The following is a 20,320-nucleotide window of genomic DNA, read 5'->3' as shown; positions in this document are numbered from 1 at the left end:
AGGACCGAAAGAAACCGGGAGCATTCGGATGAACGCCGAACTCGAATACGTCGTCATGAAGAACCACGCGGACGAGCTGCGCGAGGCCGCGGCCGAGCACCGCCGGGTACGCGAGGCGCTGAAGGGACAGAAGGCCGAGCGTCGTCACCGCTCGGTGTTCGCCAGATTCCTCTCCTCATGACCACCGCCAAGAAGCCCGGCCGCAACCTCCCTCGCGGCCGGGCCTACCTACCTCCGTAAGCCGAAGGGGTGAGAGCTGAGCTCTCACCCCTTCGGCGTACGCGGCCTTTAGGCGGGTACGCGGATGATGAGCGCGTCACCCTGGCCGCCGCCACCGCACAGCCCGGCCGCGCCCAGGCCGCCGCCCCGGCGCTTGAGCTCGTGGGCCAGCGTGAGCACGATGCGGGCGCCCGATGCGCCGATCGGGTGGCCGAGCGCGATGCCGCCGCCGTTGACGTTGACCCGGTCGAGGGGCACGCCCAGCTCCTTCGCCGACTGGAGCACCACGCTGGCGAACGCCTCGTTGATCTCCACCAGGTCGAGGTCGCCGACGCTCAGGCCCTGCTTGGCCAGGGCCTGCTTGATGGCGTTGGCCGGCTGCGACTGCAGCGAGGTGTCGGGCCCCGCCACGTTGCCGTGCCTGCCGATCTCCGCCAGCCAGGGCAGCCCCAGCTCCTCGGCCTTGGCCTTGGACATCACGACCACGGCGCAGGCGCCGTCGGAGATCTGCGAGGCCGAGCCGGCGGTGATCGTGCCGTCGGCGGCGAACGCCGGCCGCAGCCCGGCCAGCGTGTCCACGGTGGTGTCGCCGCGGATGCCCTCGTCCTCCTTGACGACCACCGGCTCGCCGCGCCGCTGCGGGAGCTCCACCGGCACGATCTCGTCCTCGAAGACGCCGTTCTTGGTGGCCGCGGCGGCCAGCTGGTGGGAGCGGGCGGAGAGCGCGTCCTGCTCCTCGCGGCCGATGCCGAGGCGGGCATTGTAGCGCTCGGTGGACTCGCCCATCGCGCACTGGTCGAACGCGCAGAACAGCCCGTCGTGCGCCATCGAGTCGAGCACTTCGGCGCCGCCGTACTTGACGCCCTTGCGCATGCCCGGCAGCAGGTGCGGCGCGTTCGTCATCGACTCCATGCCACCCGCCACCACGATGTCGAACTCGCCCGCGCGGATGAGCTGGTCGGCCAGGGCGATGGCGTCGAGCCCCGACAGGCAGACCTTGTTGATGGTGAGTGAGGGGACGGTCATGGGGATGCCCGCCTTGACCGCGGCCTGGCGGGAGGGGATCTGCCCGGCGCCCGCCTGGAGCACCTGGCCCATGATCACGTATTCGACGTCCTCCGGCGACACGCCGGCGCGTTCCAGGGCGGCCTTGATGGCGATGCCCCCGAGCTCCACGGCGGGCAGCCCGGACAGGGCGCCCAGCAGTCTGCCGATCGGCGTACGAGCTCCGGCTACGATGACGGACCCAGACATGGCGACGGCCTCCTGTGCACGTGAGGGGTTCTTTGACACCATACCCACGAGTAGGTGCACGCTCGCTATGGAGGCAGGCCACACATGTTCATGCGGATCGACCACATCGGTATCGCCTGTCACGACCTCGACGCCAAGATCGCGCTATTCTCGGACACGTTCGAGCTGACCGTCGTCGCGCGCGAGGTGAATGAGGAGCAAGGGGTCCGGGAGGCCATGCTCCACATCGCCGACGGCGAGGGCGGGAGCTCCTACATTCAGTTGCTGGAGCCGTTGTCCCCCGACACGCCGGTGGGAAAGTTCCTGGCGAGACGGGGCGAGGGGGTGCATCACGTGGCGTTCGGCGTGCCGGACGTGGCCGAGGCGATGGATCGGTTGGCGGGCAAGGGTGTGCGGCTGCTCGATGAGCGTCCGCGACACGGCTCGATGGGGTCGGAGATCGCGTTTGTGCACCCCAAGGACGTGGGAGGAATGCTCACTGAGCTCGTACAGGCCACCGAGTCCCCAGCAAACCCCAAAACCGCTCGTATGTAACTAGTCACGCAGATAGTCGGACGGGGCTTCTCAGGCGGCACTAGCGGAGTACGCTGGCTTTCCACCGGACAAGGCGCCTGCCGCGAGGCACAGGCTCCTGGCTCGGCTGTCCCGAACCCCCCGTCCGGCCCGTGTAGCCGTCTCGACAACCCAGGATCGAGCCTCCATGCAGTCCGACATCGACGCCCAGCTCAACAATTTCTTCGAGGATGCCCCAGCACGCGAGTTCGACGTCGTGCTGCGTGGTTATGACCGCCACCAGGTCCACGATCATCTGAAGCAGCTCGACGGCGAGCTCCGCCAGTCCCGCGAGCAGGTGACGTCCCTGCAGCGCGATCTATCCGACTCCCAGCGCCAGTTGCAGGAGCAGGAGCGCCCGACCTACTCCGGTCTCGGCGCCCGCATCGAGCAGCTGCTGCGCTTGGCCGAAGAGCAGGCCACCGAGCTCGTCCAGGCCGCGCGGTCCGAGGCCAACGAGATCAAGGCCGCCGCCAAGGTCGAGGCCGCCGACGTACGGGCCGCCGCCGAGGCCGAGGCCGCCGACAAGCGGGCGCAGGCGACGCGTGAGAGCGACGAGATGCGCACCAGCGCCGAGCGCGACGCGGAGGAGACCCGCTCGACCGCTCGCCGCCTGGCCGACGAGCTGACCAACACCACCGAGCGCGAGGTCGCCAAGCTGCGGGCCACCGCCGACCACGAGGTGGCGGAGAAGCGCGCCGACGCCGAGCGCGAGATCGCCAAGCTGCGCACGACGACCGAGCGCGAAGTGGCGCAGCTGCGGGCCTCGACCAAGCGCGAGCGCGACGAGGTGCTGACCACCGCGAAGCGGCAGGCCGACGAGATGCGGGCGCAGGCTCAGCGGGTGCTGGAGGAGTCCGAGGCCAAGCGGGCGCAGGACGAGGCGGAGTTCGAGATCCAGCTCGCGTCGCGGCGTGAGGAGGCCGAGCGCCAGGAGGCCGAGCGCCACGCCACCGCGCAGGCCAACACGCAGAAGCTGGTCGCCGAGGCCGAGCAGCGCGCGGCCACGGCCGAGTCGCGGGCCACGAAGGCCACCCAGCAGGCCGACCAGACCAGGCGCGAGGCCGACCTGCACGCCAAGCAGCTGGTCGCCAACGCCCGCAAGAGCTCCGAGACGATCGTCGCCGAGGCCAAGTCCAGCGCCGACACCATCGTGACCGAGGCGAAGAACGACGCCGAGCGCACGCGCACCGCGATGCAGCGCCAGGTCGACGAGCTCACCCGCCAGCGCGACAGCATCACCAGCCACCTGGCGCAGCTGCGTCAGCTGCTCGGTGGCGCCGCGCTGCCGGGCATGGAGCCCGAGCCCGCCGTCACGGCGGCTCCGCCGAAGCCGGCGATCGCGGCAGCGGCCCCCGCACCGGCCAGCGACAAGCCCGCACCGGCCCCCGCCAAGGCGGAGTCCAAGGGCGAGGACGACGCGGAGTGGTGGCAGGAGTAACCGTCACACGACCGACTACACGGGGGTGGGCTGACGGCTGAAGAGAGCCTGGTGACCTTGGGGTCGCTAGGCTCTCTTTGTTGTTCCGGACGGCATGTGTCGTGGTTTGTCGCAATTCCCAGGAGACCCCGTGTCAGCAGAAGCCGAATCCCCTGCCGTGGCGGACGTCGCCAAGCCCCCGTCGTACGCGCTGCCGCTGTCCCGGGGACCGTTCACGTTCGGGCTGATCGGCGGGCTGGGCGTGCTGACCGCGATCGCGATCGCGCAGATGGTCGTCAGCTCGTTGAGCGTGATCGTCCTGATCGTGGTGGCGATGTTCCTGGCGGTCGGGCTGAACCCGGCCGTGGAGGCGTTGCAACGGCGCGGGCTGGCCAGGCGAGGGGCGATCTCGATCGTGTTCGCCGGGGTGATCGTGGCGTTCGCGCTGTTCGGGCTGGCCGTGGTGCCGCCGGTGAGCAAGCAGCTGGCCGAGTTCATCGCGGCCGTACCCGGCTACGTGACCGAGCTCAGCAACCATCCGACACTCCGGCAGCTCGACGCCGACTACCAGATCCTGCCGAAGCTGGCCACGTTCGTCACCAGCGAGCTGGGGCCCTCGCTGGCCAGCGGGGTCGTGGGGGCGGGGCTGGTGGTGCTGGACGGCGTGTTCACCACGGTGACGCTGCTGGTGCTCATGCTGTACTTCCTCGGCTCCCTGCACACCATCAAGTCGTACATGCTCAAGCTGGTCCCGGCCTCCCGGCGGGAGCGGACCGGTGAGATCACCGAGCAGATTCTCGACGGCATCGGCGGCTATGTCGCCGGCAACGTCCTCATCTCGGTCATCGCGGGCGTGCTGACCTGGATCTTCCTGTCGATCGTGGGCGTGAAGTACGCGCTGGCGCTGGCGTTGGTGGTCGCGCTCACGGACCTGATCCCGCTCGTCGGCGCGACCATCGGAGCGGTGCTGGTGACGGGGGTCGGGCTGCTGCAGTCGCTGCCCGTGGGGATCGCGTGCGCGGTGTTCTTCGTGATCTACCAGCAGGTCGAGAACTATCTGATCTATCCGCGCGTCATGAAGCGCTCCGTGGACGTTGCGCCGGCGGTCACGGTGATCGCCGCGCTGTTCGGCGGCGCGCTGCTCGGCATCGTGGGCGCGCTGGTGGCCATCCCGGTCGCGGCGGCCATCGCGCTGATCATCCGCGAGTTCGTCCTCCCCCGCCAAGCCCGCGCCTGACCACCCGTCGGCCCGCCAAGCCCGCGCCTGACCGTCCGTCGGCCCGCTGCGGGCCGACGGACGCGGCACGAGCCGGACGGACGCGGCACGCAGCCGGACGGACGCGGTGCGGGCCGTCAGCGTGGTCGGGTGGCGCCGCCGAGTTCGGTGTCGAGGAACTTCGCCACGGCCGCGTTGAACGCCTCCGGCTGCTCGACCGCCGTCAGGTGCCCGGCCTTCGGAATGATCTCCAGCCGCCCGTCGGGTACGGCCCGCGCCATCGCCTCCGCGTCGGCAACGGTCGCCAGCTCGTCCTCCTCCCCCACCACGACCAGCAGCGGCACCTTGAGCGCGGCCAGCGTGTCGAAGGAGTCGGGCCGCCCGGCCATCGCCCGCTGCGCCCACGCCACCGCGCCGGGTGGAGCCGACTGCACGAGCCCCTTGACCCGGCCGAACACCATGGCCCGGCGCTCCTTGGTGGTCGGCCCGATCAGCGCGGGCAGCACCTCGGACACCAGCACCGCGCTGCCGTCGGACAGGACCGCCTGGGCGATGCGCTCCCTGTTGGCGCGGGCGGGCTCGGGATCCGGGCTCGCCTTGGTGTCGGCGAGTATCACGCCCTGCACCCGGTCGGGATGGCGACGGCAGAACGCCATCGTCACGTAGCCGCCCATGGACAGGCCGCCGATGACCGCCCGGTCGATTCCCTCTGCGTCGAGCAACCTGGCGACGTCGTCGGCCATGACCTCGACCGACGGCTCTTCCTCCCCCAGGCGCGACCCCCCGAAGCCGCGCAGGTCAGGCGTGATCACACGGCATGACCTGGCCAATCCTTCGCGCTGTGCCAGCCACATGGCCGACGAGAGCGGAAAGGCGTGAAGCAGTACGACCGGGAGTCCCGTACCGGCTGATCTCGTGTAAAGCTGCACGGACGATACGGTAGACCTCTTCGCCCCGACAATCACTGCACGGCTTATGCCGATATTCGCCGCTGTGCTGACCGCTTTATGAAACACCAGTCTTTTTTACGGCCGGCAGCGGCCGGCCCCACCCGCCATACGCGGCCGGGCCCCCTCCAGGGAAACGCTCCTCCGGTTCCCCGGCTGAGCGCCGTGACGTGCGCGTTCTTGACCGTCCCTGCCCTATCCGATGGCCGTGGCGCCCCCATCGATGAACAGCACCTGACCCGTCATATAGGCAGAAGCCGGACTAGCCAGAAAAACCGCCGGGTGAGCCATTTCCTCCACCGTCCCCCAACGACGCATCGGGACACTGGACACCGTCGCCTCGTTCGCCGCGGCGTCTTCCCACAGGTTCCGGTTCAGGCCGGTGGCCGTCCACCCCGGGCACAGGGCGTTGACCCGTACCCCGGCCCGCGCCCATTCCACGGCCAGGGTCTTGGTCAGCGCCACGACGCCCGCCTTCGCCGCCGCGTATGAGGCGAGGAACGGCGCGCCCAGCGCCGCCACCGACGCCACGTTGATGACCGTGCCGGTGCCCCTGCCCAGCAGATGAGGCGCCACGGCGTGACAGACCGCCATGGCCGAGTCGAGGTTGAGCCGGATGATCTTGTCCCAGCCGGACAGGCGCAGATCCTTGAACTCGACCAGGAAATTCGACCCGCCGGCGTTGTTGACGACGATGTCGAGGTGGCCGAGCCCGTCGATCGCCCCCGCCACGGCGCCTGCGGCCGCGTCGCGGTCGGTGAGGTCGGCGGGCAGGACGACGGCGCGCCGGCCCAGCGCCTCGACCTCCTTGGCGACCTCGGCCAGGGCGTCGGCCGAGCGGGACACGAGCGCCACGTCGGCCCCCGCCTCGGCGTAGGCCAGCGCGATGGCCCGCCCGATCCCCTTCGACGCCCCGGTGACCAGGGCCTGCTTACCGGTGAGATCGAACGCGCCCATGGGGCCTCCTCGCCTCGGAACCGAACAAGATTCTAGGGGCCAGGGTCCGGGAACGCCACCGGCGCGGAGCTGCGAGAGCCCCGCGCCGGTGCATCATCGGCTGAACAGAGTGCTAACCCAAGCCACCCAGGATGGTGTCGATCGTGTCAATGACGTTGTCCACGATCTTCTGGCTTCGGGCGCCCAGTTCGGCGATCGCGCCGGACCTCCTGGTCAACTCGATCTCCTCATTCCTCCAGAGCTGCTTCTCTCCCTGCCCGGCGCCGGCGCGCGGCGGGAGGTTCGTCGGCGGCCGGCCTTCGGGGTACATCCTGCCGTTGCCGTAAACGGTGTAGGACTGGGTCGGCTGTGTGGTGCCGTCGTTGCGATAGACCTGACTCGGCCTTGGCTGTGCCGGCTGCCGGCTCGCCCTGGGCGGCGACTGCCGCTGTACCGCCCGTTGGCTGGTCGGCCGGTGCGCCGGACGTTGCCGTGCCTGCTGGATCCCGCGTGGGAGCCGGCCTGCCCGGTGGTTTCGCGCCCTGGCCGCCGCCGCGGCCCGCCTCTTCGCCGCCGCCTCCGCGGCCTCCCTTCTGGCCTGCCGTTTCGCCGCCGCCGCGGCCCGTCGTCTCGCCGCCGCGGCAGCGGCCTTCTTGGCCTTCTCGGCCGCCTTCTTCCTGGCCGCCGCCAGTGCCTTCTTCTTGGCCGCCGCAGCGGCCTTCTTCTTGGCCAGCTCCAGGGCCTTCTTCCTGGCCAGTGCCGCCGCCCGGCGCTTGGCCGCCGCGATGGCCGCGCGTCTGGCCGCCGCCCGTGCCGCCGCCAGCGCCGCCCGCCTGGCCGCCGCCTGGGCCAGCTTCCTGGCGATGATCCGGGCCGCGATCCTGGCCGCGATGCCGACGGCGATCCAGAACAGCTGCCCGTCGGGGTCGCTCATGGTGACGGGGCTGTTGTTGGCATAGGCGTAGGCGTTGAGCTGCTGCGGGTCCTCCTCATCGATGATGGGGTCGACCGACAGGAAGCGGCCGTTCTTGGCGTCGTACTCGCGGGCGCCGAGGTGGACCAGCCCGGTCGTCGGGTCGTTGCCGCCACCGACGAAACCGCGCTGGCCAGGCCACCAGGGTGGTGCCGACCCCCGGTCCTCGCCGAACGGCGTCATCCTCCTGATGGCCAGCTCACCGGTCCCGGCGTTGACCGCGGCCTGTCCGGTGCCCTGGTGGTCGTTGGCCAGGAAGTAGACCTGGTTGTCCGGCGTGCGGACCGCGATGGGCTGGTCGTTGATGGTGTAGTAGCGGGTCTGCTCGACCGCGTCCTTGGCGAAGTCGAAGCGCAGCTCCATGTCGTCGACGTACAGGGTGGCGTCGGTCGTGGTCTTGCGGAGCAGCCGCTCGCCGTCCGCGTCGTACACGAACGAGGTCGTCTTGCCCGCCTCCGTCACCGACTCCAGGTTGCCCTCGGCGTCCCAGACCAGGGATTGGTCCGAGTTGCCGACCTTGCGCCTGGTGGTGTTGCCCGCCTCGTCATAGGCGAACACGTCCGCCCCGACGCTCTGGAGCGCGTGCGGCTGCTTGCCGCCCGCCGCCGGGTAGGCGGAGGTGCGGACGGATTCGGCCGCGCCGCCCCAGGCGTGCTTGGTCTCCTTGGTCCGGTTGCCGGTGGCGTCGTAGGTGTAGCTGGTCGCGTAGGGGGCCACACCGCCGATCTTGTCCGACTGCGGGGTGCCGCTGGCGCAGTCGTCGGTGGCCGTCCACGCCGAGGTCATGCGGCGCAGATGGTCGTACTTGAAACACTGCGTGTCCTGACCGCCCGCCCGCTCGGCGATCTTGGTGACGTTGCCCACGGCGTCGTAGGTGTAGTTGAGATCGAGGTCGGTGGCCGGCGCGCTCTCCCTGTCCAGCCGCATCCTGGTCAGCCTGCGGGTGGCCTCGTCGTGGGTGTAGGTGAGCCAGGTCTTCTTCCCGCCGGTGCCCAGCTCGTACTGCAGGGTCTCGCCGAGCTTGGAGTAGCGGGTAGCGGTCACGTATGACGACAGGCCGGTGACCTTGGTCGGCTGGCTGAGCTCGTCGTAGGAGTAGACGACCGACTCCTCCGCCAGGCCGCCCGCCGCGGGGAAGCTGACGGACTGGACCTGGTCGTCGAGCGTGTAGCGGGTGTTGAGCTGGTACGAACCGGCCAGCTTGCCCTCCCGCTCGGGGACGGTGACGGTCTGGCGCAGCGAGCGGTAGCTCGAGTCGATGGCGTTGATCTCCGCCTTGTACGCCTGCCCGCCCGCGTAGCGGATGCTGGCGTTCAGGTGCCCCTTGGCCAGCGCGTCGTACTTCCACTCGGCCAGCAGCGGACCGGTCGCGGAGCCGTCGCGCAGCTCCTTCTTGCGGCCCAGCTCGTCGTAGCCGTACCAGAGGGTCTTGCCGCGGGCGTCGGTCGTGGTGACCAGCTCGTCGGCGTCGTTGTAGGTCATCGTGGTGACGCCCTTGTCGGGGTCCTCGGTCTTGATCTCCCGTCCGCGCAGGTCGTAGTGGTGGCGCCACACGTTGCCCGCGGGGTCGGTCACGGTGGACAGCTGTCCAGCGGGGTCGTAGGTGTACTTGGTGGACTCGTACTCGCCGGTCGGGGTCGCGCCCTTGTACTGGCGCAGCTCGATGAGGCGGTCGTCGGCGTCGCCGATGCGGGTCGTCGCGGTGCCGCCCGGCGGCGGCGTCACGTGGATCCGGTCGCCCTCCTGCGTGGCGCTGACCCGGTACTTCTCCACGCCCTTCGCCTTGAGGACCTGGGCGTTGACGTCGCCGGCGCCGTCGAAGGACGACACGACCTGGGTCGGCACGTCGGCGTCGGCCACCGCGAGCAGCTCGGTGGACGGCGTTCCGGTGGCGAAGTAGCCGGTGTTGGACTTGGCCGCCTCGCCGAGCGAGTTGTAGACGGTGTCGGTGATCGTGCGCCCGTCACGCAGCGCGGGGTCCTGCGTCTGGTCGTCGCGGGGCGCGGGCTCCTGGGTCTGGCGCTCGCGCATCAGGCCGTCGTACAGCTCGTGGCTGGTGGTGTAGCCGCCGTCCGCGCGCAGCGTCTTCGTGGTGACGACACTGGGGCCGTCGTTGCGCATCAGGTAGGAGTACTCGGTGTTCGGCGTCTGCCCGGCCGCCTTGCTCCGGTCGGGCTGCCAGACCTTGACCAGGCGGCCGAGCGCGTCGTGCTCCATGTCGACGCGACGGTTGTTCGCGTCGATCTCGGCGACGGGCTCGCCCCAGGCCGGTTCGAGCAGGGTGCGGTCGACGTGCCCGAGCTGGTTGGTCTCCGTGATCTCCGTGGCGGGGGCGCCCGCGGTCGGGGTGTAAGTGGTCACGGACTTGGTGCCGATCGCGTCGGTCTCGCTGGTCTCGCGGCCGTAGGTGTCGTAGGTGTGGGTGCTGTCGGTGGTCGTCGTGCCGTCCCCGGTGGCGAGCTGGACGGCGGTCACGTCGCCCTTGCTCGGCGCCTGGCCGTACGCCTTGCCGTCGTACTGGACCCGCTGGTCGGAGATCACGTCACCGGCGGCCAGCGCGGACACTCCGGTGCCGCAGCCGGCGGCGACCTTCTGGATCCTGCTGGTGTAGTCGAGCATCCAGGCCGTGTCGTTGCGGGCGTAGGTGTAGCGGGTGCACTGGTCGTCGTCGGCGCTGGCCAGGTCCCCCTTCTCCTCCACCTGGGTCAGCAGGCCCTTGGCGTCGTACGCGCGCTCCTCGCCGGTACGCCGCCACTTGCCGCCGCTCAACGCGGTGCGGGTGACCATCGACTTGGGCTCGACCGCGTACGCGGTCTTGGTGACGCCGCCCTGCGTGGACTCGGCGGTCTTGAGTGACCACGGCTCCTCGGCGGTCGCGGTCAGGATGGCCCCGCCGTCGCCGTCGTAGAGGATCTCCTCCCGCTCGAACCCGGACAGCTGGTCGAGGTCGTCCAGCTTGCCGCCCTCGGTGTCCACGACCTGCACGTCGCGCTTGGAGCCGTCGGCCTGACGGTCGCCGTCCATGCCGCGGAAGTACCTGAACTCCGTGAGCGTGCGCTTGGTGTCCTGGCCGTCGCCCTCGCGCACCCGTACCCGGCCGAACCCGCGCCAGTCCGACCACGTGCGGTGCTCGGGCTTGACGAGGATGTTCTCGGCGTAGCGCCAGGCGCCGCCGTCCAGATACTCGTAGTCGGTGACCACGTTCGGCGAGCCCGCGACCCGGTCGGCCTCCACCGTCTGTGTCACCACGTACTTGTGGAACCAGTCGGTGACCTCGGCCTCGTTCGCCGGGGCCCAGCGCTGCGGGAAGCAGCGCCTGGTGTTCTTGTCGGCGGCCGGCAGGTCTCCCGGCTTGCAGTCGGCCGGGGCGTAGTTGATCCGGAGCTCGCCGCCGCTCTCGTTGTTCACCGCCTGGACGCGCCACTTGACCAGCGGGGCGCGGCCCTCGTTGGCGTCCACCCTGTTGGGCAGCTGGACACCGGTGAAGGTGATCTTCGGCAGCGTGATCGTGCCGCCCACGTGGCCGCTCTGCTGGATCGAGGCCAGCCACAGCGACGGGCTGAGGCCGTCACCGGTGGCAGGGAACTGGTGCGTCAGCGTCCAGGAGTCCACCGGACAGTACTGCGCGCCACCGCACTTGGCGGTGTCGGTGTTGACCACCTGGGTGGTGACCTTGGACAGCCGCTTGCGGGTGAAGAACGTCGGTGACAGGCGGTCGGTGCACTTCACCCCGGAGTCGCAGATCTGGTCGAACGGGACGTCCGGCCAGCTGCTCGCGGTCTCCTTCTTGAGCTGGTCGGCGGCGCAGGTGATCGTCCCGCTGGGCAGGCAGCGCTCGGCCACGTCGAAGACCACGCGGGCCGCGGGCGCCTTGGTGAACAGCTCGTTCTGCAGGTAGCCGTAGTCGATGCGGGTGAGGTAGCCGCTGCGCGCGTACAGGGTGCCCAGCTCGGGCTTCATGTTGCGGCCGTAGTAGTTGTTCTCCAGGGCGTACCAGTAGGTGGTGGCGTTGCCGTGGGTGTCCACCGCGTAGTCCAGGTTCCACCGGTAGGCCTGCTGGCACCAGGCGTTGGCCGGGGTGCTGTTGTAGCAGGGCTCGCCGCTGTTGTTGCCGAACACCGGCACGGTCTGGACCGACTTCGTCTCCGGCTTGCCGGTGGCCCAGCCGGGCAGGCGGTTCAGGCCGAAGGTGAACTGGGTGCCGTCGGCGGTCGTGACGCGCCAGTACTCACCGTTGTTGTCGCCGTTCACGGCTCCGGTGAGGTATTCGATCCGGGTGCCGTCGTCGCGCTTGGGGCGCCACTGTTTGGTGGTGGCGTCCTTGACCAGCTCGACGGCCGAGTTGCCGAGGGAGAGCGTCGCGTTGTCCTGGTCCCAGCACAGGTCGCCGGTCTTCTTGCCGTCGATCATGCAGGACTTGTAGCGGCGTTCGACGTAGCCGCTGGGGTTGAGCTCGAAGCCTTCACCGGCCCAGGAGGGCTGGTTGTTAGTGGAGGCGGTACGGCCGTCCACGCTCTGGGAGGAGTAGTCGATCGACAGGTCCGGCTCGTCACCGCCCAGCGCGGGCGGCGCGCGCAGCTCGTAACCCCAGCTGAAGTCGCCGGACTGGGCGCCGACGCTCCACTGTGCCGAAGGGGCGAGCGAGGTGGCCGCGTGGTCGCCCGACGAGCCCGAAGGGGCCGCCGTCAGCGCGTACATCGCCGGCATGTCCACGTCGGCGGTCAGCGTGCCCGCCTTGGTGTCGTTGTCGCCCGGCACCGGCTGCGGCTGCGGGCAGCCGGTCGCGGTGGCGGTCAGTACGCACTCGTCCAGCCGTACGAGCCGCAGCCGGGCGCCGTAGTCGCCGCCGGAGGCGTAGCGGAAGCCCGAGTAGTCGATCGCCAGGCGGGTCTTCCCGCTCTTGGCCGCCAGGCCCTGACCCGGTGAGACCCGCAGGGCCAGGCCGAGCAGGCCGGCCCGCTGGGTCTGGGCGGGGTCCAGCAGCTCGACGCGGGCGGGGGTGGGAGAGGCCGCCGCCTTGGCGGTTTTCGTGCCCGCCTTCGGGGCGGCCAGGCGGATCGGGAAGGTGTCGGCGCCGAGCGTTCTGGCCTGCGCGTCGCCGGTCGTGGTCAGCTCGACCGTCTGCGCCTTAGGCCAGGTCGTGCCTGGTGGCGCCTTCCACGCCTGTTTCTGCGCCGGATCGGCCTGCGGTGGCAGCACCGGGACCTTCTTCCCGGTTACCGGCGTCTCTTTCTGCACGTTCGGCGCGGAACGGGTCGCGGCCTGGGCGGGCATCCCCGACACCAGTGTCGAGACCATGACCACGGTCAGTGTGGCCGCCAGCCGGCGGGGCCACGACGACCGTTTCGCGGGTTGCTGTAAACGATTCCAGTAGGCTTCCGGCAGGTCTAACTCGCTCGGTTGATCCATTTCGACCTCTCCCGGTCTATGGGGGGTTACTGGGCGACTTGGTCTATGGGGGATTACTGGGCGGCTAGTTGAGAGATTTGCTCGGCGTTGAGGACACCGTCATAGGTGCGGACGTCGTCCACGGTTCCCGGCCAGTAGCCGGCGAAGACGCCCGCGGTCTTGGCCCGGCCGAGCTGCAGCGGGCCGGTGGCGTTCCACGCGCTTACGTGGTCGGCGATGGTGCTGGTCGACAGGCGGCCGTTGACGTAGACGCGCAGCTCGCCCTGGAGCGGGTCATAGACCCCGGCCACATGGGTCCACTCCATCGGCGCGGGTACGGCGTCGGACCGCGTGCGCACCAGCGCGGCGGTGTCGGTGTCGGCGGCGGCCATGCCGAGCACCCACCGCCCCTGCTCCTTGTCGAAGCCGAGCTGGAAACCGCTGGCCCGGGTGCCGGATTGGGAGACGGCGGCGGCGTCGCGGGTCGGCAGGTAGTCGAGCTGCGTCCAGACCGCGACGGTGAACCCGGCCTTGGTGTTGACGGCGGGCGCGCCGGCCTGCGCGTGGCCGTTGACCCCGTCGAGCGCCAGGCCGCCGTCCAGCCAGCCCTCACCCCAGGTCGCGGCGCCGGCCAGTGTCGCGGCCGTGCCCTTGCCGGAGGAGTCGGCGGCGGTGGTGCCGGACTCCTCGTCCAGCTTCCAGTGCCCGACCAGCGTCGCGGCGCTGTTCACCAGGTCGGCGACCTCGTCGGCGAACATGGCCCGCCCATAGACGCGGACCTCGTCGAGGTCGCCGGGCCAGAATTCGGCCGCCGCCCCGTTGACCGTCCCCCTGCCGATGGCCAGCGCCCCGGTCGCGTCCCACGGCTGGGTGAACGGGACCGTCGACTCCAGCCGTCCGTTGACGTACAGGGACAGCTCCCTGGCCGCCGCGTCGTACACGCCGGTGAGATGGGTCCACTCGCCGAGCCTCGGCGCCGCCGCCGACAGCGCGCGCACGCTCTGCGCCCCGTCGCCGTCCACGACGGTACGGCTCAGCGCCCAGCGGTCGTCGGCCTTGGAGTACTGCAGCGCGAAGCCACCGGCCCGCGTACCGCCCTGGCTGACCGCTGTCGCGGTGGCGTTCGCGCTGGTCAGCCGGGCCCAGGCGGTGACGGTGAAGTTGCCCTGGGTGGACACGGCGGGGCCGTTGGTCTGCGCCTGGCCGCTCACTCCGTCCAGCCGCAGGCCCAGTCCGGTCCTGCCGGTCGTCCAGGTGGCCTGGCCGGACAGGGTGGCGTGGTGGGCGTTCGTACGGTCAGCGGCCACCGTGCCCTGGCCCTCGTCGAGTGCCCAGTGGCCGTCGGGGCCGGTGCCCGCGTTGACGTTGAACAGGTAGGTGCGGATCGGGCCCTGCTGTCCGGCGCGGTCCTTGCTGCGTACCGACAGCACGTTGGGGCCGTCATGCCGCGGGGTCAGCTGGATCGTCGCCGTGCCGTCCGCCTGGCCGGCCGCGACCTCCGTCTTCGGCGTGGTGTCGAGCCCGTAGACGTAGGTGGCGACGTCGGAGACGCCGTTGGGGGTGAAGGTGAAGGAGCCGGCCCGGCCGACGCCGTCGTTCCAGCCGCCCTCGGGGTACTGCAACGACGTCACGCCCGGCTCCTTGCCGGGAGCGGAGGCGTCGACCGTGGCCTCGCACCAGGGGCCCCAGGCGCTGTTGGCCTTGCCGTCCTCGGCGCGGACCCGCCAGCGGATCACCGAACCGTCGGCGTAGGCGCCCGCGGGAACCTGCGCGTAGAAGGCGCTGCCCGTGCTCTGCAGCCCGGTGACGTACTCGCTGACCTTCACACCGGCCGCGGTCCACCACTCGAACCGGCCCTTGACCGAGTTGTCGACGTCACGCAGCTTGGCCCACAGCTTCGGCGTCGTGCCGCCGATGACCGGCCGCGCGTCCCCGGAGACGCAGGCGCCTCCCGGGTCCGACCACATGTCGGCCGCGACGGGCGCGGACGGCAGCGAGTTGTACTCGATCACCAGGCTGGGGTTGTTCTTGAACTTCTTCCAGCCGTAGTTGTCGCCCTCGTCCGTCGCCCTGAGCCCGATGGTGATGTTGGGCCAGCTCTTCGCGGAGGCGTCCACGACCTGGCTGGTGACGTTGAACTCCACGCCGCCGGGCAGGCAGGACGATCCCCAGCCCTTCGCCACGTTCTGGGTGTCGAGGAGCTTGACCCACGTCGGCTGCTTGTTCCAGGTGGTGGCCTTGCTGATGGAGTTGGTGGACCAGGCTTCGACCGGCCGCTTGGTGCACGAGTAGGACCACGTCTCGTACGTCCGCAGCGTCCCCTTGATGATCTGCTTGCCGTGGATGGTCGAGCCGGTGTTCATCTGGAAGAACGACCTGTTGGTCTGCCCGGGGACGTGTCCCGCCCTGGCGACGTCGTTGGCGTTCAGGAAGTTGGAGGTGGGGTTGTTGCTCCAGACGGAGGTCCACGCGCCCCGGGCCGCCGAGAAGAACGGGTCGAGGTAGATGGGATAGCGGGTCGCCGGGTCCTCGATCATGCCGCGATGCGGCTTGAGCAGCAGCTTCTTGCCCACGAGCCGCAGGCCCATCACCTCGTGCCGGGCGTCGGCGGGTGAGCCTTCCCCGGCGGCCAGCGTGCGCGCGGCCGAGGATCCGGAGGAGTCCCACATCATCGGCGGCGAGGCGGTGAAGATCGTGCCGCCGTTCGCGTCGTTGGCCTCGAGGTTGCCGCCTTCGGTGGACTTCATCGACAGGCCGGCGGTCGAGATCGGGAAGCTCAGCTCGGTCAGGGCCTTGTTCTCGGCCGCCGCCCGCGACTTGACCACCAGGAGATGCGAGAAGCCGTCGACGTCCGCCTTCACCTGGAGGTCCACGCCCGGTAGCACTTCGGCGTAGGTCGCGGTGTCACCGCTCAGCGTCGGCTTGGGCAGCTGCCCCGGCCAGTTGAGTTCCATTGCCTTGGCGCCGCGGGCCATCCGGGCGAGCGGCGCGCCGCCCCCGCCGGAGAAGCGGAGATCCACCGATGTGGCGATCGGGGCGATCGACCCGTCCGGCTGAAACCGGAGTGCCGCGTCCGCGGCCACCCAGCCGCCTGCCTTGCGGACGCGTACCGGCCGCGCGTACTGCTCCAGGAGGAGGGTGCCGCCCGGCTGGGCGAAGACCTGGCGCGTCTCGGTGCGCATCGACTCCACCTCGACCGGCCGGCCGTCCCGGCGGGCCAGGGCGAGAGCGGATTTCTCCGCCGGGGTCCCCGCGTTCGTGCTCTGTTCTCGGAGAACGGTGTCCGTGCTCTTCTGTCGCGCGCTGGCGACGGCATCCAGATGATCAAGGGGCCCTGCCACTACCGCCCCTGCCAACATCACCACGACCAGACCACGAACTACGCGCATCCACCCTCGCCGCTGCCGAGCCGGAGACGCCACGCAGGTCAGGCCCGCCCGGCGACGCCGCGATCTTCAATTGACGATCGGATTGTCACCCGCGATAGAGGATTCGTCTAGATCTTTCGGCGGATTTCATCAAGAACTACACGATGTCCGAAAATAATCGCCAACTCAGGCGTCGACGGGCAGCGGGGCCGCGGCCGGGTTCACCCGGCTGACGATCTGATCCAGCACGATGCGTACGTAAGGCTCGCCCACCCACAGGTGCTTGGCCCCGTCGACCCCGATGACCTCGGCCTGCGGCACCCGCGCGAAGCGCCGCCTGGCCTCCTCGGGCCGCAGGTAGTCGTCGAACTCCGGCACCAGCGCCACCAGCGGCCGGCCGAATTCGGCCCACGCGTCCAGGTCCTCGTCCGTGGCCCGGTGCAGCGGCGGCGAGAGGAGGATGGCGCCCTCCACGAGCGGGTCGCGGGCCCATTTCAGCGTCAGCTCGGTGCCGAACGACCAGCCGACCGCCCACACGTGCGGCAGGTCGTGGTATTCGGCGTACTCCAGCGCCGCCGCCACATCGAACCGCTCCCCCTCCCCTCCGTCGAAGGTGCCGGAGGAGGTGCCACGCTCGGAGGAGGTGCCGCGCGTGTTGAAGCGGAGCACGGCCAGGTCGGCCAGGGCGGGCAGGCGGTTGGCCGCCTTCTTGAAGACGTGGCTGTCCATGAACCCGCCGTGGGTGGGCAGGGGATGGAAGGTGACGAGTGTCGCCACGGGGGGCCGGTCGAGGGGCAGGGCCAGCTCCCCGACCAGGGTCTGGCCGTCGGCCGTGTGCAACTCGATCGGCTCTCGCCGGGCGGGCAGCACCGTCGCCGCGCGAATCTCCAAGGTCGGTCCCTTCAGTGTGATCTTGCCCCTTGGGGGGCGGGGGCTGGGGGCGGGGGCGGGGCCGCTCAGTAGCGACTGCGGCCGGGGCCGCGATCCAGTCTCTTTCGCCAGCAGGCCGGATGCCAATGGCGACGCTCGTCGTCGCCGCCGCTCCAGCTCGGCCAGGCCACCAGGTGCGGCTGGCCGCCGCGGATCTCCTGGTCGCAGCCGGGGCAACGGTAGTCCTTGGTCGAGGAGGAGCCGGTGAGCATGCGGACTTTCCACTCGCCGTCCGGCCATTCCTCCACCCGCTCCATGCCCCCGGGCAGGCCGAGCGGGCGCGAGGACTCCCTGCGGCGGGCGCGGCGCGGGCTCATGGCTCCGCCCGTACGAATGGCTCCGCCCGTACGAATGGCTCCGCCCGTACGAATGGCTCCGCCCGAACGAATGGCTCCGCCCGAACGGACATCTCGCCGGCCCCCGCGCCCCTTGGGCCGGGGGCGACCACTCCCACCATCGCGAACGCCATGCGTCCAGTTTTCCAGAGCCGGTAGGGTTGGCCGTCATGCGGCTGGTCATCGCGCGATGCAGCGTGGATTACATCGGACGGCTCACGGCTCACCTGCCGATGGCGCCGAGGCTCATTCTCATCAAGGCGGACGGCAGCGTGTCCATCCACGCCGACGACCGGGCTTTCAAGCCGCTCAACTGGATGAACCCGCCGTGCAAGCTCAAGGAGGACGGCCAGACCTGGACCGTCACCCACGGCAAGTCCGGCGAGAAGCTGGTCCTGACGATGGACGAGGTCCTCCACGACTCCAGTCACGAGCTCGGCGTCGACCCCGGTCTGATCAAGGACGGCGTCGAGGCGCACCTTCAGGAGTTGCTCGCCGAGCACATCACGACGCTGGGCCCCGGCTACACGCTGGTCCGCCGCGAGTACATGACGGCGATCGGCCCGGTCGACATCCTGTGCCGCGACGCGGTCGGCGCGACGGTGGCGGTCGAGATCAAGCGCCGCGGTGAGATCGACGGCGTCGAGCAGCTGACCCGCTATCTGGAGCTGCTCAACCGCGACCCGCTGCTGACCCCGGTCCGCGGCGTCTTCGCCGCCCAGGAGATCAAGCCCCAGGCCCGCGTGCTGGCCACCGACCGGGGCATCCACTGCGTCACGCTCGACTACGACGCGCTGCGCGGGATCGAACCGGAGAACCCCACGCTCTTCTGATACACACCACGTTCCTGTGTTGACATGTCACGACTAGACATTCTAGTTTTGACCTATCAAGATTGGAGCGTGATATGACGACGCCCTTCTACCTGAGCGGCAACCTCGCCCCCGTCTCCGACGAGACCGAGGCCCACGACCTCCCCGTCTCCGGCGCCCTGCCCACCGAGTTGACCGGGCGATATTTCCGTAACGGACCCAATCCAAAGCCGGGCTTCGACCCCGGCCACTGGTTCGGCGGAGCGGGGATGCTGCATGGCGTACGGATCGACCGGGGCCGGGCGGAGTGGTATCGAAACCGGTGGGTTCGCACCAAGAAGTTCACCGACGACGCGCCCTTCATCGGCGAGCGCGGCGTCGACCTGGCCGCCGTCACGGCCAACACCTCCGTGATCAGGCACGCCGACCGGATCTTCGCGCTCGTCGAGAACGGCCTGCCGTACGAGATGACGCCGGAGCTGGCCACGGTCGGCCCGTGCGACTTCGGCGGGCGGCTGACCACGGCCATGACCGCGCATCCCAAGGAGGACCCGGCCACCGGCGAGCTGCACTTCTTCGGCTACGGCTACGCCCCGCCGTACGTCACCTACCACCGCCTGTCGGCGGGCGGCGAGCTGGTGGAGAGCCGGGAGATCGAGGTGCCGAAGTCGACGATGATGCACGACTTCGCCGTCACCGAGCACTACCTGGTCTGGCTCGACCTGCCCTTCGTGTTCGAGGCCGGGCGCGCGGGCGGCATGCCGTACGCCTGGGAGGACGGATACGGCGCCCGGATCGGCGTGACGCCCAGGCAGGGCGGCCCGACCCAGTGGTTCGAGGTCGACCCGTGCTACGTCTTCCACGTCGGCAACGCGTGGGAGGACGCGGACGGCCGGATCGTGCTCAACGGCGCCCGCTACTCGCGGGAGTCCTTCACCCGGGTCTGGGCCCGCATCGGCAACACCGGGGACCCGGCCAGGCATGCGGCCACGATCGGCGGCGCGACACTGCACCAGTGGACGCTCGACCCGGCGTCCGGCCTGGTCAAGGAGGAGGCGCTCGACGACCGGGGCATCGAGTTCCCCACGTTCGCCGACGACCTGCTGGGCCGCCCCAGCCGCTACCTGTACACGGTGGGCGAGAACTCTAACTCCATCGTCAAGTACGACCACCAGACCGACACCGCTCAGGTCAGGATGACCGGCGACGACACGGGCGAGGCGGTGTTCGTGGCGGCCGAGGGGGCGCGGGCCGAGGACGAGGGCTGGCTGCTGTCGGTGGTCACCACGGGCGGCAGCTCCGAGCTGCTGGTGCTCGACGCGAGCGACCTTTCGGACGTGGCGTCGATCCGGCTGCCCCAGCGCGTCCCGGCCGGCTTCCACGGGACGTGGCTGGCGGAGGGCTGAGCCATGGACCTCGCACTCGTCGCGGACCCGGCCGTCATCGAGCTGGCCGGTGAGGTGCTGGCCAGGGCGTTCCACGATGACCCGGTGGTCAGGTGGCTGCTGCCGGACGATCCGGGCACGGCGCTGATGTTCACCACGCTCGTCCGCTACAGCCACGCGATCACCGAGGCCGCCTACGACGCCGAGGGCGCGATGGCGGGGGCCGCGCTCTGGGATCCGCCGGGTCACCAGCCGGACGAGGCCGGCCTCCCCGGCTTCGTCGAGGCCATGGGCGAGCGGGTGTCGCACGGCATGGTGCTGGAGGAGACGTTCGCCGCGCACCGGCCCGCCGAGCCGCACTGGTACCTGGCGCAGATCGGCACGCTGCCCGAAGTGCGGGGCCGCGGCGTGGGCGGGGCGCTGCTGCGAACCGGTCTGGCCCGATGCACCGGGCTGCCCGTCTACCTGGAGTGCAGCAAGGAGTCCAACGTGTCGCTCTACGAGAAGTACGGATTCCACGTCACCGAAGAGTTCCGGCTCCCCGACGGGCCGCTCGTGTGGGGCATGTGGCGGGCGGCGTCCTGA

General features: G+C 70.2%; 14 protein-coding genes. 7 read left to right on the top strand and 7 right to left on the bottom strand.

From position 1 onward, the window contains the following. The first annotated feature begins 28 nt into the window (after positions 1-28). Positions 29-181: a hypothetical protein gene (locus AB0C30_RS12845; protein WP_225290392.1), complete on the top strand. Its 153-nt coding sequence runs from the start codon at positions 29-31 to the stop codon at positions 179-181. A 107-nt stretch (positions 182-288) separates the two neighbouring features. On the opposite strand, the gene AB0C30_RS12840 is transcribed toward AB0C30_RS12845, so the two are convergent. Continuing rightward, positions 289-1,473, bottom strand: coding sequence for an acetyl-CoA C-acetyltransferase (locus AB0C30_RS12840; protein WP_357942715.1), 1,185 nt, complete (start codon positions 1,471-1,473; stop codon positions 289-291). 84 nt (positions 1,474-1,557) lie between these two features. Here AB0C30_RS12840 and mce point away from each other — a divergent pair, with 84 nt between their 5' ends. The 3 genes from mce (at position 1,558) to AB0C30_RS12825 (ending at position 4,682) form a co-directional block, all read left to right on the top strand. Further along, positions 1,558-2,007: a methylmalonyl-CoA epimerase gene (gene mce, locus AB0C30_RS12835; protein ID WP_357942713.1), complete on the top strand. Its 450-nt coding sequence runs from the start codon at positions 1,558-1,560 to the stop codon at positions 2,005-2,007. Positions 2,008-2,173: 166 nt separating this feature from the next. Then, a complete protein-coding gene (locus tag AB0C30_RS12830; protein ID WP_357942711.1) occupies positions 2,174-3,466 on the top strand; it encodes a DivIVA domain-containing protein in 1,293 nt (430 codons plus the stop codon). Between the two features lie 130 nt (positions 3,467-3,596). Further along, positions 3,597-4,682, top strand: a complete 1,086-nt coding sequence (locus AB0C30_RS12825; RefSeq protein ID WP_357942709.1) for an AI-2E family transporter — start codon at positions 3,597-3,599, stop codon at positions 4,680-4,682. A gap of 116 nt (positions 4,683-4,798) precedes the next feature. Here AB0C30_RS12825 and AB0C30_RS12820 read toward each other — a convergent pair whose 3' ends face one another. The 6 genes from AB0C30_RS12820 to AB0C30_RS12795 form a co-directional block, all read right to left on the bottom strand. Beyond that, positions 4,799-5,590, bottom strand: coding sequence for an alpha/beta fold hydrolase (locus tag AB0C30_RS12820; protein ID WP_357942707.1), 792 nt, complete (start codon positions 5,588-5,590; stop codon positions 4,799-4,801). Between the two features lie 213 nt (positions 5,591-5,803). Then, a complete protein-coding gene (locus tag AB0C30_RS12815) occupies positions 5,804-6,565 on the bottom strand; it encodes an SDR family NAD(P)-dependent oxidoreductase (protein ID WP_357942705.1) in 762 nt (253 codons plus the stop codon). A gap of 112 nt (positions 6,566-6,677) precedes the next feature. Next, entirely contained in the window at positions 6,678-12,815 is a 6,138-nt protein-coding gene (locus tag AB0C30_RS12810) for an RHS repeat-associated core domain-containing protein (protein WP_357942703.1), read from the bottom strand. 164 nt (positions 12,816-12,979) lie between these two features. Then, a complete protein-coding gene (locus AB0C30_RS12805; protein ID WP_357942701.1) occupies positions 12,980-16,087 on the bottom strand; it encodes a LamG-like jellyroll fold domain-containing protein in 3,108 nt (1,035 codons plus the stop codon). Positions 16,088-16,459: 372 nt separating this feature from the next. Further along, positions 16,460-17,164, bottom strand: a complete 705-nt coding sequence (locus AB0C30_RS12800; RefSeq protein ID WP_357942699.1) for an alpha/beta fold hydrolase — start codon at positions 17,162-17,164, stop codon at positions 16,460-16,462. A 65-nt stretch (positions 17,165-17,229) separates the two neighbouring features. Then, complete coding sequence (locus AB0C30_RS12795) at positions 17,230-17,520, bottom strand: ATP/GTP-binding protein (protein ID WP_357942697.1); 291 nt, start codon at positions 17,518-17,520, stop codon at positions 17,230-17,232. Positions 17,521-17,708: 188 nt separating this feature from the next. Between AB0C30_RS12795 and nucS the strand changes: the two genes are divergently transcribed. The 3 genes from nucS to AB0C30_RS12780 all read left to right on the top strand — a co-directional run bounded on the left by nucS (position 17,709) and on the right by AB0C30_RS12780 (position 20,320). After that, positions 17,709-18,371, top strand: a complete 663-nt coding sequence (gene nucS / locus AB0C30_RS12790) for an endonuclease NucS (RefSeq protein WP_357942695.1) — start codon at positions 17,709-17,711, stop codon at positions 18,369-18,371. Positions 18,372-18,445: 74 nt separating this feature from the next. Next, on the top strand, positions 18,446-19,756 hold the full coding sequence (locus AB0C30_RS12785) for a carotenoid oxygenase family protein (protein WP_357942693.1): 1,311 nt from the start codon (positions 18,446-18,448) through the stop codon (positions 19,754-19,756). A gap of 3 nt (positions 19,757-19,759) precedes the next feature. Then, entirely contained in the window at positions 19,760-20,320 is a 561-nt protein-coding gene (locus AB0C30_RS12780) for a GNAT family N-acetyltransferase (protein ID WP_357942692.1), read from the top strand.

Source organism: Nonomuraea sp. NPDC048901, from assembly GCF_040649695.1.
In the GTDB taxonomy this organism is placed as follows: Bacteria; Actinomycetota; Actinomycetes; order Streptosporangiales; family Streptosporangiaceae; genus Nonomuraea.
This window is presented reverse-complemented; position numbering and strand designations above follow the sequence as displayed.

Coding starts and splice junctions, on each gene's coding strand:
- AB0C30_RS12845 (WP_225290392.1), top strand. CDS start 29: ATGAACGCCGAACTCGAATACGTCGTCATGAAGAACCACGCGGACGAG.
- AB0C30_RS12840 (WP_357942715.1), bottom strand. CDS start 1,473: ATGTCTGGGTCCGTCATCGTAGCCGGAGCTCGTACGCCGATCGGCAGA.
- mce (WP_357942713.1), top strand. CDS start 1,558: ATGTTCATGCGGATCGACCACATCGGTATCGCCTGTCACGACCTCGAC.
- AB0C30_RS12830 (WP_357942711.1), top strand. CDS start 2,174: ATGCAGTCCGACATCGACGCCCAGCTCAACAATTTCTTCGAGGATGCC.
- AB0C30_RS12815 (WP_357942705.1), bottom strand. CDS start 6,565: ATGGGCGCGTTCGATCTCACCGGTAAGCAGGCCCTGGTCACCGGGGCG.
- AB0C30_RS12810 (WP_357942703.1), bottom strand. CDS start 12,815: ATGGTCTCGACACTGGTGTCGGGGATGCCCGCCCAGGCCGCGACCCGT.
- AB0C30_RS12805 (WP_357942701.1), bottom strand. CDS start 16,087: ATGCGCACCGAGACGCGCCAGGTCTTCGCCCAGCCGGGCGGCACCCTC.
- AB0C30_RS12795 (WP_357942697.1), bottom strand. CDS start 17,520: ATGAGCCCGCGCCGCGCCCGCCGCAGGGAGTCCTCGCGCCCGCTCGGC.
- nucS (WP_357942695.1), top strand. CDS start 17,709: ATGCGGCTGGTCATCGCGCGATGCAGCGTGGATTACATCGGACGGCTC.
- AB0C30_RS12785 (WP_357942693.1), top strand. CDS start 18,446: ATGACGACGCCCTTCTACCTGAGCGGCAACCTCGCCCCCGTCTCCGAC.
- AB0C30_RS12780 (WP_357942692.1), top strand. CDS start 19,760: ATGGACCTCGCACTCGTCGCGGACCCGGCCGTCATCGAGCTGGCCGGT.